Source organism: Membranihabitans marinus, from assembly GCF_019802045.1.
GTDB lineage: Bacteria > Bacteroidota > Bacteroidia > Chitinophagales > Saprospiraceae > Membranihabitans > Membranihabitans marinus_A.
On the sequence record NZ_JAHVHU010000016.1, the window covers coordinates 33,977 to 48,679 of the forward strand.

Genomic DNA, 14,703 nt, shown 5'->3' on the forward strand with positions numbered 1-14,703 from the left:
TTTTTGAGTGTGGTTGTTTTGGATAGGCTAAAATAATATAGGCTAAGGATATCGCAAATTGCGGTAACCTTAGCAGCTTTTATTTCGATGTTTGTTCTTTATCTTTGAATCTGCTGCTATAAAAAACAAGGCTTCGATCTTAAACGTACTATTCAAAGATCTTGAATTTAATTGAATTTTTTTAAATTTCATCTCATTGTGAACGATTTATGTTCGATTCACAGCTTGACTTTGTAGGTTCGCTGACTTACAAGACACCACATAATACCTCAACCACCTGGTTATCGCAACAGTGTAACATCTCCCTGGATCATTTTCCGCTTGCCATCGTGAAGGATCAGGTCCAGCGTATAGGCATAGGTTCCGCTATCCAGAGCACCTCCGCTTCCGGTCCCGTCCCACCGAAAAGGTTCATCGTTTTTTTGTTCGTAAACCCGGTTGCCCCATCGGTCAAAAATACGCATAGCCCGGATGACAATGAAATCCTCACGGCCATATACGGTAAAATAATCATTAACACCATCCCCATTTGGCGAGAAAGCATTCGGTACATTCAGAGAGTATTCCTCCAGGGTCAGATGCACCAGGCTGTCACAACCCAGTGAAGAAGTCAGGGTCAGATTTGCAGTCCCTGGTGAACCAAATCTATATGGGCCCACCTGGTAAGTCTCTCCTTCAAAGAAATATTCTTTTGCAGAATCAACTTTTTCTTCCAGGATAACCAGCTCGAGGTCGACGATACTGTCACAGTCGTACTGGCTCTGAAATACGTGCGAATAATATCCGGACTGGCTAAGAACCAGGTCTCCGAACACAAGGGTCTCTCCCGGGCATACGACAATACGGATTTCATTTTCTAATACGGGCACGATGTATGAGTACGGTTCGGAGAGGACACAGTTGGAATCAAGCCGCATCTGAACCTGATAATTGCCTTCCCGGCCATTGATTTTCAGTTCTCGTTCCACAGCGCCGGAGATGGCGATACCATCGCGATACCATTGGTAGGAGGCATTTTTTCTTTCAGAAGCTGTGATGCTAAAATCCGGTTGACACGGATGTCCGATTTCTTCTATGTCCGGTGCGAAAAGTTTGGAGTCAGCCAGGATAAGATGGTCCAGAAAATAATACGGGTTTACATCCAGATCAAGCACGGGACAATCCGGACCAATAGCGATGGCGGTGATGTTACTTCTCGGAGTCGTCGTGATTTTGTATTGTTTCCAGTTGCGGTTGCCATTGACATGTACCTGCCCGAGGGCTTGCCAACCGGAGCCATTGGTCGGACAGCCAAATTCTCGGTTCCCCAGGCCAAACGGTAGGTTGTCACAATCGGTCGTGCCGTAGAGTACGACATTCATAGGTGGGGATATTTGCTGGCTGACAAAACCGATATAAAACTCGATCGTATACTGGTTGCCTGCTTCCAGCGGTGCAAGGAGGCAGGCTCCGGTATATTCCTTCCAGCTGGGATTGGATTTGCCAAAAGGAGATCCAGAACTGCCATCGGAATTATTTCCGGAATTATTCCCTGAACTGCCTCCGGAATTGTTAGCCGGATTGTACTCGGGATTGTTGTTTGAATTGTCTCTCGAGAAATATCCATTGCGGAATCCTATGTAAGCATCTCCGTCAGGGATCGGCAATGGGACCGGAAATTGTTCTCTCATGAAATACCCACAGCGGTGGTAATAATCGGTCGTGGCTTCTGAGGCCTGGATCCATGTTCCTGCACAATGAAGCTGTGAGTTGCCCGATGGGCAGCACGTGATTTCTTCAAATGAAGGATTGGGAATGTGAGATATAGGCGTGGTCAGACATTCACAATCGGGGTCATTGAGATCGATCAGCCCATCGCCGTCGTCGTCTGTGCCGTTATCGCAGATCTCTCCGGACACGGCAAAGACGTTGTGGTAGGTAGAAACTACGATCAACGCCGAGGTTAGCAGAGATATAAATATTCGGGCAAACATCCTTATGACGTTTATACTGTCCGTCTGAAGATAATAAAAAATATGGTATTTGAGGGGAATACTGAATGTGATTTCTAAAAATTATATGTCAACCCATAGACCGGACCTCACGGCACGGAGATTCCCAACCTTTCGTTTTTTCTACCTATGGACCGTACCTCACGGCACGGAGGTAGTGGAAGAATCCTGTGGTGCATGCCTGGCGGGAGCGAGTAGGCTTACACCTTACCATCGTTACCCGAGAAAACCCCAAAGACGATTCGATCCTGGATATGCTCATTTACAAAAACACAATCTCATATTCTAATGTGGAAATGCGAGTAACTGCTCAGGCAGAGGGTATAAAAAGGTGTAAGGCGCTGCTCTCACACACCAGCCTTAGCGGCAAGCTCCTTCCCCCAGTCCTGCTTGGGGGAAGAATCCTGTGGCGGCCGCAGGAGGGGAGCGAGGAGGCTTACACATTGCCATGGGTGCGGTTTGAATGGAGAAACATCTTTGTTATCGGTGGGTAATACTGTAAGTCATTTCTCTTATTGATTTCACGCCTGAGTGGTCACCATACGCTTCATAGTATCAAAAAAGGCTCGGTAAAAGGACTCGTCCTGCGCATAAAGCTTATACAAATCCAATTCTTTTCGTCGTTGATCCCGCATCACATCATCCAATATTTTTTTAAAGGCAATCTCCCTGTTTTGCGTATCCGGGTTCTCCGCCACCTTGGATTGAAAATCGGGGTGCGCATGGATATGCTTGGTCAGCGTGATAAATTTCACCCGCTGATCTTCCGGCGTCGCATCCCAGCCTTGAAACCAACGCTCATTGAACGATTGGATAATCTGATCCAGGGGGTCTTTCTCTTCCTCACTCGCATGAGCTCCCCGTGGATTTGGATTCTGGGGATCCAGTTCCGAATCCGAATCATCCAGCTCGATGGTATGATTCAGCTTGGTTCGTTCCAGTCCGTACGTCGACAGATCCACCGATTCCAGTAATTCATCGATCATTTCATCCTCTTTCGTCTTAACCACCAACTTAGGGATAAGAAATTTCAAAAACCAAAACAGCTTTTCCCAATCCAGGACTTCGAATTCAATAATGGCCGCCATTTGACCATAGATTTTCACAAACTGCTTCGCCTTGATCTTAAAATCGGCCTTCTCTTCATCTGCCAGATCCAGATGATGGTTAAAACGATCCGCGGCCGTGTCGATGATTGGACTCAGCTGTTGTGCATCGATCTTGTTAAAGTATTTTTCCACAAAATCTTCGACCTCTGCCCATTCGTAGACGCCCACATCATCCATAGTTCCTTTGAGTTCATGGAGGACATTGACATCGGTGGCCTGGCTCAACGAAGTGGAAGTGTAAAACGGATCAAAAGAAGCTTTGATGTCGTCCACCTGATTAAAGAAATCCAGGATAAACAGATCTTCTGTTTTCTTACCCAACTTGTCCGCCGATCGGTTCAATCGGCTCAGCGCCTGAACCGCCAACACACCCTGCAACTTCTTATCGACATACATGGTGCACAATTTGGGTTGATCAAATCCCGTGAGGTATTTATTGGCGACGACCAGGATCCGGTATTCATCGGTATCAAATCGTACGCTGGTCTCTTTATCTGAAAAACCATTCATCCCCGTTTCGGTATATTCGATCCCATCCACCATTTTGCTGCCCGAAAAGGCTACTGCAATTTTAAAAGGGTGCCCCTTATCCGCCAGAATACGATTGATGGCCAGATAATAACGGATCGTCGATTCAATGTTTTGAGTGACCACCATCGCTTTCCCTTTGCCCTTGAGCTTCTTGGTGTTGTACACCTTGCTGATAAAGTGCTCCATCATGACTTCAGCCTTGGTCGCTATCGTCCGTTTATCCTGCTCGACGTAGGCTCGCAATTTTTTCTGCGCCTTTTTGGTGTCGAACAAGGGATTGTCCTGCACCGACTTCTCAATCTCGTAATAGCTTTTGTAGGTCGTATAATTGGCCAACACATCCAAAATAAACCCCTCTTCGATGGCTTGCTTCATGGAATACAAGTGAAAAGGTTCAAAGGATCCGTCTTCCTGCTTTCTGCCAAATCGTTCCAGTGTTGCATTTTTGGGCGTCGCCGTAAACGCCATGTAGGATGCATTGCCTTTCATCTTCCGGGCTTGGAGCGCTTTCAAGATCTTATCCTGCTCATCTTCCTCTTCTTCCTCCTGGTCCATGCCCATCGCCTGGTTCATCTTGCCCGCCGTGGTCCCGCTTTGTGAGCTGTGTGCTTCATCGATCACCACGGCAAACCGCTTGTCGCTCAGATCAGCGATTTCGTCCACGATGAACGGAAACTTCTGAATCGTCGTGATGATGATTTTCTTGCCTTGCTCCAGGCTGTCCCGCAAGTCGCGGGAAGAGTGAGCTGCTGCTACGATATTTTTCACCTCCGAAAATTCCTTGATGTTTTCCCGAATTTGTTTGTCCAGCAACCGCCTATCGGTCACCACCACCACCGAATCAAACAACGGGGTATGCAACCCCTTGGCACCGGGCAACCCTTCCCGCTGCGGATAGGTCTCTATCAGCTGATAGGCGGCCCAGGTGATGGAGTTTGATTTTCCTGAACCGGCCGAGTGCTGGATCAGGTAGGTATGTCCCACGCCATTCTTAGAAGCATGATCCAGTATTTTTCGCACTACATCCAACTGGTGGTACCGCGGAAAAAACAACGTACGCTTGCTCAAGGCATCGGATGCTTTCCCGTCAAAGCGGACGAAATGTTGGATGATGTTGGTCAGGCTGGATCTGGTGAAAACCTCCTCCCACAAATAAGCCGATTTATGGCCGAATGGATTGGGCGGGTTGCCTTTCCCGTTCTGGTGTCCTTTGTTAAAAGGCAGGAAGAAGGAGTCCCGCCCGGCCAGTTTGGTGCACATATACACTTCATCGGTATCTACCGCAAAATGGACGATGCATCGGCCAATCTGAAGCAATGGTTGCCGGATGTCCCGGTCCCGCTTGTATTGCCGGATTCCGTGCACTTTGGCATTTTGGCCGGTCCAGGCATTTTTGAGTTCCAGGGTAGCGATGGCCAGCCCGTTGACAAAGACGACCATATCGATTTCTTCGCGTGCATTGTCCAGATTGTACCGGACCTGTCGGGTTACGCTAAATTCATTTTTCTCAAAATTATCCTTCACCGTTTGACTGCTGCTCGCCATGGGCAGCTGGTACAATAGGGTGAAATGCGCATCTTCCACCTCCAGTCCTTTCCGCAGAATCCGGAGGATGCCGTATTTCCGGACCATGCGATCGTACCGTTCCAGTATTTTAAGTTTCCAGTCCGAAGAACGTTGGATCTTTTCCAGCTCCTCACTTTGCGTCTCTTCCAGGAAATGCCAGAACCGGGTTTCATCGATGGCATACTTAGCATCAAAGTCATTGGTGTCTCCCATATAATAACCCTTGCCAGCACCATACGTTGCCCGGGTATCCAGCACGGTAGGATCTTTAGACGCTATATCTTCCAGGCTGTGACCCGTTAAGGCTTTTTCGATGGCGGCTTCCAGCGCCTGTTCATTGGTTTGGCTATGCATTATTTCATCATTAATCATTAAACAAATTGACATACTCTTGAAAAAGGTAAAGACGTCCACGTTGCGCGCCGGTTATCTCCGTAATGATATCCAATTCTTCCAAAACTTTTATTAGATTATAAGCCGGTCTCATTGTCTTCCCGGTGATTTCACTTACTTTTTGAGCTTCTATAATAGGGTGAGAATAGAGATATTGTACTACTTTATAGGCATCTCCACTCCGAGCCCCAATATCTTTTAGCTTTCCATCTATTTCTTTTTGTAGATGCAAGATCCCATCGAAAGTTTTTACCCCATTTCTAGCCGTTTCAATGACTCCTGTTAGGAAAATCTTGAACCATTGATTAAGATCATGATGGGTACGTACTCGCATTAAGTTGTCGTAATATAAACCCGATGCATAGTTATCCATTAAAAGCAATTTTATACCTAGGGCTGTTTTACAAAAACACGAAAAGGTACAATAAGCGCCCTTGTTATTTTACATTACGGCGAAAAAGTAAAATAAGCAAACCACTTAATTTACCTTTGCTTTTTATCATAACTTTCATTTTTGTCCATTGACTCTACCAAAATTATAGTCCTCCTATAATCATTCTATATCATAGTTCAAGACTCTCACTTTCCCCGAAACCAGGCTTGGAAAAAAGTATTATCAGCATTCGAATCATATTGATGCAATTGCCACATCTTATCTTTCCATTATCTTGAACTATGATTAGTTCTGATTTTTTGATGGTCTTTGATTTCTAGGTTTCATGACGCGCTTGAATTGCAGAGAAGTACTGCCAAAATTAATCAACAAACCAATATCCAGTCCATATGCTTCTAAGTAATTGATGGCCTGAGCCAAATGAACATCTTCCAATTCTTTTATCGCCTTTATTTCTACCATAATTTTTTCTTCCACAAAAAAGTCAACCCGCCTCGTACCAATTGGATGGCCTTTATAACTCAGAGCCATTTCCATTTCCCGTACATGTGCCAGTTGTTGCATGTTTAATTCAATGCTTAAGGCTCTTTGGTAAATGACTTCCTGAAAACCATTTCCCAAGTATTTATGTACTTCCATGGCAGCCCCAATTATTTTTCCCGTTAACTCCGAATATTGATACTTACTTTTAATCATAGCTTAGGTATTTATTCATTGTCTTACACCGAAATCAAAGTCTTCCTATAATCATTCTCAATCATAGTTCAAGACACTCTCACTTTCCCCGTCACCACACCATCAATCAAACTGCGTTTATCGGTCTGGCTAAATGACATAGCCCCGCATTGGGGCTATGAACATTTTAGCCTTTGTTTGCAGGCAGTTTTTATTCTTCTTTAAATTGAGTTTTAATAAATCTTTTGGTATTTGCCTCAATAGCATAATCTACTTTCATTTTTATATTTTTTAATCTTTCAATTTTTACTTCATCTGCGTAAATTGAAGAATATGTGACGTTCATTCTCATGCATAAATTTTTATCAAACGGCAAATTGTCTTCTTTCTTTATTGAGTCATAAACAACCTCAACTTTATCCTCTAATTTCTTCGGCGGATAGATTGTCGGTGGATTCAAATCATGTTGAGCAGTTCTGAAAATACTATAACTTTTAGAATGGTCATCACATTCCCATGGACCATAACTATGTAATTTTGGATGTAAAATTATTGGTACTCTATTATTAAATTTCACCTCAATTACTAAATCATTCCCCTTGAAATTTAATCCAAATTCAACATTGGGAGAAGTTTTTTTCAAAGCCTCTAATTCCTTTTCTGATTGAGTTCTATTATTTTCAGCATCTTCAAGTTCTTGAATTTTCTTAGTTTTCTCCTCTAATTCCTGTTGGTAATTCTCAATTTTCCCTGTTAACCCTTTATTCTGTTCGTATAAATCTTGGTTATTAGTTTGAATCGACTTGTTGCTGCCTAATAATTCCGTGTTCTGAGAAATAAGATCCAAATTTTTGTCTCCTAACTTGGTAATCTGTTCGGACAATTTAACATTGTTTGTTTCAAGACTTCGTATTGTAAATTCTTGAGACTCTATTCGTTTTGTTTGTTCATTTAAAATGTTGGTTTGAGATGAAATTTGTGTGGTTTGATTATCTAATTTACCCTTCATTATTGAGTTGTTAATCTTTCTCCCGTAATAAACAAAGTAAGTTCCTATTCCGATAAGAACAATTCCCAATATTGTTATCCATTCTGGATTATTGAACATTTTCATTTTCTTTTATTAATTGCCTGCAACTCTTTCTATTTAAATATGTTAATGGTGACTTTTTTAAAGCTACCTAGGGACTTTATCCCCAAATATTAGCTGTTTGGGAATTGTAAACATTCACTTTGCAGTCAAATTTATCTTGAATATTTATTATATATTCCAAATCGGGTTCTGAATATACACCAATGTAAACACTGAATAATTTTTCTCCAGATTGAGCACCACGTTTAGCTGCAATGTTAACTGCATCTATTATATGATAATCATATTCCCCAAAGTTGAAACCAAATGAAACTAATGAACCTGTAATATTGCATAATTGATCATAGCAATATGTCAAATATCTATTATGATAAATATGTTCTAGTTTTTCTTCCCCGTTACCAGCAGTTACAAATACAGGATAATCTTTATTATTCATTCGATCCTTTATATTTTCCAAAAGATATTTACGGTTTGTATACACCTCCTTTTCTATTGCTATTCCTGTATCAAATATGGGAAGTGTTCCATGGACGTAAAATATTTTCTGCATTTCCTTATATTTGCCCCAATTTAAATCACCATATTTCGCTTCTTCTTGTCCTCTTCTTGTCTCCACTGGATTCAAGTGTTCTTTTCCAAAACCATCGTTTGCATATTTAGATTCGTTTCGCATCAAAACCCAATACAAAAGCAAATCATAATTGGTGGAAAATACTTTCCCGTCCTTTTTTAGGTATTCATGTAAAAAATCAAAACAGGCTATGCTTTTTCCCTCTGAAATTTCAAAAACATGTTCAGGATGTAAAGAGCTTACCGCATCAACAAGACTTTTTTGCAATAATTGACTTGCTCTAGTTAAAGTATTTACTAGCTCACCACCTTTATCAAAGAATTTTGCCAGTTCAATAAAATTGTCGAGTTGACGCATGACCTGTTCAAAATTTTTGGTGTTGATAATTTCAAATAATTTGGATAATATAGGATCTTCAATATCTTCAATGAAATCATATAGTGCGTTATATGAAAATATCTGATGATCATATGCCATGCTAAATCCATTACCCATTAAAAGGTGCTTGGGGTAGTTTCTTTCGTTTAATTTGACTAATACTGATTCATAATTGGGTAAATCTTCAAATTTCAGTTCTTTCGGTATATTATTGTTAGCCATGATGGTGTACTTTTAATTAATATTTATTTTACCTTTCACCACCCTATCGATCAATGTTGTTTTATATTCCACTAATTTTTCCATCTGGGAATGATGGAGTGAGATTGCTCGGTTGATTCTAGATGTTTCAATTTTGATGTATTTAACAATATGAAGTTGATCGGACTTTGGAATTAACGGTATTAACATTCTTCTGACTTGATCTTGGCTAATATTTGGGTCAACACGAGAGCCTTTAGCATAAAACATCCAATGAGGTCTATAGAATTTAACATAATAATACAGAAATTCACTGTCTACTTTGTTAGAGGGAATAATCCCGCAGAGAGCTTGGTTCAATGTTCCTGTAAATCTAATTACAGAATGTTTTCCTATAGTTCCAGGGCCTCCATACATTGCAACACATACTGTATTTTTCGGGACAATTTTACATGCAGTATCTCTGACAGCTTCTTTGGTTATTTTCTCGGGAACATCAAATAATTCATCATTATTTAGATCAGTTGTTCTAATCCAAGGTATACATCCATCATAATATAATTTTCTTTCTCCACTAGGCGGTGTTCCGCCACTTGTTGTACTACACAGTTTTCTTATTTCGGTCACTTCCCACCCCGCTGGAATCTTCCCGATCCATTCCACGCCGGAATCCTTGACTTCGGCAGGGTCCGTCCAGGCTTTTTTTTCTGTGTTCCAGACCTTTTTTCCGGTCACCAGATCCTGGATCAGGATTTGCTTGCGTTCGTTGAGCAGGGAGATTTGTCGTTCTTTGATGCCGATGGCCTGGTCGATCTTGCGGGTCTTGTCGTCCAGAAATTCGGCGATGGCCGTTTGTTCGGGGAGGGGAGGAATCAAGATCTGTGCATTATTTAAGAATTTTCCATTAACGTGGGGAATACCCATTCCAATCGTATTCTTTCTTAATTGAACCTCCAAAACCTTAGATTGGTACCAAGCATAATTGATATTAATTTTTTTAAAGATTATATGTGCAACCGTTGATGAGATCACTCCCTTTCTACTTCTTAAAAACTCTCCAGAATTTGACCCATCCCAAAGCAAGAGAATTTCGTTTGAATCAATTATTACAGGATCTTTATCTGATACCCATTGATTTTCAATGCCACCTCGTAAATACTCCATGCTCATATAGGGTGGTAAATCAGCTTCTTTATTTGATACAATTTTATTAGGAAGTTTACCCTTATTTGTTTCAGCTATATATTTGAACCTCGTTATATGCCAATGCTCCGGAATCTTTCCCAGCCATTCCACGCCGGAATCTTTATAGGTAGGGTGTTTTTTAAATCGGGGGGTGTTTGTCTGAATCACAGATTTCCCCGGATGAATGGATTCCACGGATTCGTGACGCCGAACAGGTATTGTAGATCGTGAGTAACTCATAGTACCAGACGTTTAAATGTTAATGACTTGCTTCCGAAGTTAATTAATAATCCCACTTCCAATCTGTACGCTTTAAGGTAGTTTAATACTTGTGCGATATGTACATCCTCCAGCTTAATAAGTGCTTTGAGTTCCACTAAAACTTTTCCTTCTACCACGAAATCGGCCCTACGTGTACCAATAGGTTTGGGTAAGGATCTATAGTAAATCTGTTGTTCAATTTCGCGTGCAAATTCTAAATTCCGTTGTGAGAATTCCCACGCTAATGCTCTCTGATAAATAACCTCTTGAAAGCCATTTCCTAAAAAACTATGCACATCAAAGGCCGCTCCTATTATTTTTTCAGTAACCTCTTTGTATTTTAGTTTATCATTCATCCGTGAAATCTTTTAATCCTAATAATCCGTGATTCTGACAATTTTACCCTTGCTCTTAATGGCTGCCTCCATAATTGATGACATCGAGGTTGTAAAATTTTACCGGCCGGTCTGAACCACTAATGTGCAAAATTTGCACATTGCTTTTTTCCTCTAATTCACCCTCTTTAAAAATATTTCCTATATGCTTGGTTATTGCACATCTTTCACGTTGAAAAAGCTCGCTCATCTGATCCTGAGATAGCCAAACGGTTTCATTTTCCAGGCGGGTCTGAATTTTGGTTTGCCCGTCATCGGTTTGATAGATTAAGATTTCTGATTCCATGTCAGGTCAGGTTTAGTATCTCCATAATCAACCCCTCGCTTTCCTGCTCCAGCTCCAGAATTTCCCGGGTCACCTCTTCGATGGATCGCAGCGGCTGATGCTGGTAGAAGTACTTGTTGAAACTGATCTCGTACCCGATCCGGGTTCGGTCGAGATCGATCCAGGAGTCCTCTACGTGTGGTCTTACTTCTCTTAAATAGTATTCGTGGATGCTCTCCTTTAAGGGCACCGATTCACTGTCGCGCAGATCGGTTTCTGATTCATACAGGATGTACTCATGGGGCCGGTCGCCGGGGTAGTAGCCGAAGTCGGGCAGATCTTCTTCGGTGCAACCCAAGTGGTCCAATAACTGAGCTAATTTTTCGCTTTTTAGTTTTTGCTTTTTCCTGACCACTTTGGCGGCCGCCGCGTCGTACCAACTTACCGCCGACAGAATTTGCCGCTTTTCACTGGCCGTTAGTTTTACCTTTTGGTCTTTCAGCGTTTTATCCACTTGCCCGACAAAGACATTATAGTCCGGGAATTCGTCCGTGCCTATGGCTTCCATCAACAGCAGAGCTGCATCCAGGATTTCTTTTTGCTTTTTCCAGGTCTTCTCCGAGGTCAGGGCCCGCCGTCTTCTAGCGCTCAGTTTGAAGTCGTTTTCTTCGCACCATTCCAGGAGTTCTTTTTCTATGCTTTTCAGATCGGAATACACCTGATCGCCATAGTTTTCATAGGCCCATTCCATCGGCTCTTTCAGGTACTTGTCATAACGCAAATCCGCTATACGCTCTTCGGTGAATTGCGCTTTCAGCCGGGCCGGGCGCTCGATCGTCACTTTGTAGTACCCGAAATCCGCATTATCAAATATTTTGGCAGCCAGATCGTCGTCGTTCTGCCGATCGATGTCTTCGAACCGGAGGAAGGCTTCTTTGATCTCCCGGATATGCTCCGTCCGGAGTTCACAGTTTTTGGCGCCCAGGTTTTTGCGCAACTTCGCGTATCGTTCGGATGCATCGATCAGGATGACTTTGCCTTTTCGATCATCCGATTTGTTGTTGTTCAGCAGCCAGATGTAGGTGGTGATGCCGGTATTATAGAATAGGTTGTTAGGCAATTGAACGATGCCCTCCAGCAAATCATTTTCAATAATGTAGCGTCGGATGTTGCTCTCGCCACTGCCGGCATCGCCTGTAAAAAGGCTGGAGCCATTGTGGACTGAGGCAATGCGGGAGCCCAATACGCTTTGATGAACGGGCTTCATTTTATCGACCATTTCCATCAGAAAGAGCAGTTGGCCATCGGAAGTACGGGGCGTGGCATCCACTTCTTCTTCTTGTCCCCAGTAGTCTGTGAGCGGCACCACAAATCGTGGATCGATAATGTCTTTTCCGTCTTTGATGTATTTGACTTCGCTGCTCCACGACTTCCCATAAGGGGGATTGGACAACATAAAATCAAAGGTGTGTCCCGAGAATTCATCGGTGGAAAGCGTGGAACCAACCCGGATGTTCTCAGGGTCGTTGCCCTTGATCATCATATCGGATTTGCAGATGGCGTAGGTCTCGTCGTTGATTTCCTTCCCGTACAAATAGACATCGCCCATGGCCCGGATGGCGCCTTCTTCATCTTTGATAAAATTCTGCGATTCGGTCAGCATACCGCCCGATCCGCACGCCGGATCATAGATGGTCATCACCGGTGGGAGTTGGTCTTTGATCGGATCAAAGACGAGGTGGGTCATCAGGTCAATGACTTCCCGCGGGGTAAAGTGCTCCCCGGCTTCTTCGTTGTTTTCCTCGTTGAATCGCCGGATCAGTTCTTCGAACACATAACCCATCCCCAGATTGGACAAGGCGGGAAGGGTATAGCCTTCCGGATCTTCTCTCTGGTAGGGGGTCAGGTTGATGTAGGGGGAGGTAAATTTTTCGAGTACATCCAGCAAGACATCTTTGGATGCCATATGCCGGATCTGGCTTTTGAGGTTGAATTTGTCGATGATCTCTTTGACATTGGGGCTGAACCCGTTAAGGTAGTCATCAAAATTGGCATTCAATATTTGCTGACTGTTGGTGGCGGTATTGTAGAGCCGCTTCAGCGTCCATTCACTGATATTGTAAAACACGTAACCGGACGCATCTTCCAGACCCGTGTGGTCCCATTCCGTAAATCCAGCTTCATCCCGCTGAAAGGCAAGTTCTTCCATCACGGCTTCCTTGGTGGGTTCCAGTAGCGCATCGAGCCGGCGAAGCACGGTCATAGGGAGGATGACGTCGCGGTATTTGCCCCGGACATAGACATCTCTCAGGCAGTCGTCGGCGATGGACCAGATGAAGGAGACCAGCTTATTGTGCGCTGTGTAGTTCATATTGAATCGATCTTTAGAAATTTATTTTCAGGTACCTGGTGCATCCAGAGGATACATGGAAAGCAAGTTTAACATTTAAACTTCAGATATTGAAATATTAGTGGATATCTATGATAGATTATCATGAAAGTTGTTTTTAGAAAGAATCGATATCGTATAAATATGTGAGATAAGCCGGCGGTGATGCCTTCCAATTGACAGGACTAGTGATCCCTTTTTGTGATATCCTGGGTGGAAAAGTTTCGCCATCCCCAACTCGTTTGGGGGCGACAATGTTTATGTTTTTTCGTCTTGCCCATCACAAAAATGACCTTAGAATTGAGGGATGGTGGGGGAAGAATCCTGTGGTGCAGGCTTGGTGGGAGAGCGAGGAGGCTTACACCTTGCCATCGGTGCGGTTTGAATTGATAACATCGGTGTTATCAGTGGGAAAGACTGTATGTGATTTTTATAAATCATTCGTCACCCCATAGACCGTACCTCACGGCACGGAGATTCACTACCTCCCGTTTTTTTCTACCTATGGACCGTACCTCACGACACGGAGGTGGGGGAAGATTCCTGTGGCGGCCGCAAGAGGGGAGCGAGGAGACGTACACCTTGCGAAGAAAGAAAATCATCCGGTATTAATAGAATATGGTAATTTCGCTGAAGGCCATTCTTGCCACGGACTTACTGTGCTCAGATCGTGTTGGTTTACTGAGTGGACGATTATCTTTGGCGCAGGTGGTTTGTGTTTTGGTTATGTGGTTGATTTGAGGTGTGGGACACTCCTATGCACATCCCCAGCGGCAAGTGTCACACACCAAGCGTGGCGTGTGGCGAGATCCGCCCCATGCCTGGAAGGCCAAGCGGTAATAAATTGTTGCGAGCTGTCATTGTAAAAACAAAAAGGGCCCGTCAAAAACTGACGAGCCCATCTAAATTTTTAAATTTAAATGCGGATGCTATTCAAAACTGACGTTCACTGCATTCAATCCTTTTTTTCCTTCTTCAACGTCGTAGGAGACTTTATCTCCTTCATCAATTGAAATGCCATTTAATCCATTTGCATGGACAAACACATCTCTTCCACCATCATCAGGTGTGATGAATCCATAACCTTTCCCTTCGTTGAAAAACTTAACTGTACCGTTATTCATTATTATAATATAAAATTGTAAATAGGCGGAATACCTTAATTGATATCCCTACCATGACAAAAGAAACGATGCTGAGTCCTCTTTTGTTTCACTTTTTGTTCATTTATTTTGAAAAAACCTATGAGATTGGTGCGCAGCCTGGTTCTGGATGGGGTCTGGGCGTTGCTTCAGCAACGTCT

The 14,703-nt window shown here is 43.1% G+C and carries 10 protein-coding genes and 1 pseudogene; all 11 read right to left on the reverse strand.

The window, feature by feature from the left end; translation table 11 throughout:
* Nucleotides 1–281: 281 nt before the first annotated feature.
* The 11 genes and pseudogenes from KUV50_RS15720 to KUV50_RS15770 all read right to left on the reverse strand — a co-directional run bounded on the left by KUV50_RS15720 (nt 282) and on the right by KUV50_RS15770 (nt 14,524).
* On the reverse strand, nt 282–1,973 hold the full coding sequence (locus KUV50_RS15720; RefSeq protein ID WP_222581137.1) for a gliding motility-associated C-terminal domain-containing protein: 1,692 nt from the start codon (nt 1,971–1,973) through the stop codon (nt 282–284).
* A 539-nt stretch (nt 1,974–2,512) separates the two neighbouring features.
* Nucleotides 2,513–5,551 carry a type I restriction endonuclease subunit R gene (locus KUV50_RS15725; protein WP_222581138.1) on the reverse strand — a complete coding sequence of 1,013 codons (3,039 nt, stop codon included), beginning with the start codon at nt 5,549–5,551 and terminating at the stop codon, nt 2,513–2,515.
* 10 nt (nt 5,552–5,561) lie between these two features.
* Entirely contained in the window at nt 5,562–5,963 is a 402-nt protein-coding gene (locus KUV50_RS15730) for a hypothetical protein (RefSeq protein ID WP_222581139.1), read from the reverse strand.
* Nucleotides 5,964–6,269: 306 nt separating this feature from the next.
* A complete protein-coding gene (locus KUV50_RS15735; RefSeq protein WP_222581140.1) occupies nt 6,270–6,680 on the reverse strand; it encodes a GxxExxY protein in 411 nt (136 codons plus the stop codon).
* A 190-nt stretch (nt 6,681–6,870) separates the two neighbouring features.
* A complete protein-coding gene (locus KUV50_RS15740; protein ID WP_222581141.1) occupies nt 6,871–7,773 on the reverse strand; it encodes a coiled-coil domain-containing protein in 903 nt (300 codons plus the stop codon).
* Nucleotides 7,774–7,849: 76 nt separating this feature from the next.
* Nucleotides 7,850–8,926, reverse strand: a complete 1,077-nt coding sequence (locus KUV50_RS15745; protein WP_222581142.1) for a DUF4917 family protein — start codon at nt 8,924–8,926, stop codon at nt 7,850–7,852.
* Nucleotides 8,927–8,938: 12 nt separating this feature from the next.
* Nucleotides 8,939–10,330 (reverse strand): restriction endonuclease subunit S, encoded by a 1,392-nt coding sequence (locus tag KUV50_RS15750; RefSeq protein WP_222581143.1) that lies wholly within the window; start codon nt 10,328–10,330, stop codon nt 8,939–8,941.
* A complete protein-coding gene (locus KUV50_RS15755) occupies nt 10,327–10,707 on the reverse strand; it encodes a GxxExxY protein (RefSeq protein ID WP_222581144.1) in 381 nt (126 codons plus the stop codon). Before KUV50_RS15755 ends, KUV50_RS15750 begins: the two co-directional genes overlap by 4 nt.
* A gap of 76 nt (nt 10,708–10,783) precedes the next feature.
* Nucleotides 10,784–11,032 (reverse strand): annotated as a pseudogene (locus tag KUV50_RS15760) (cell filamentation protein Fic); the annotation flags it as partial.
* A 1-nt stretch (nt 11,033) separates the two neighbouring features.
* Nucleotides 11,034–13,382: a class I SAM-dependent DNA methyltransferase gene (locus KUV50_RS15765; RefSeq protein WP_222581146.1), complete on the reverse strand. Its 2,349-nt coding sequence runs from the start codon at nt 13,380–13,382 to the stop codon at nt 11,034–11,036.
* Between the two features lie 947 nt (nt 13,383–14,329).
* Complete coding sequence (locus tag KUV50_RS15770) at nt 14,330–14,524, reverse strand: cold-shock protein (RefSeq protein WP_222581147.1); 195 nt, start codon at nt 14,522–14,524, stop codon at nt 14,330–14,332.
* Between the last annotated feature and the right edge of the window lie 179 nt (nt 14,525–14,703).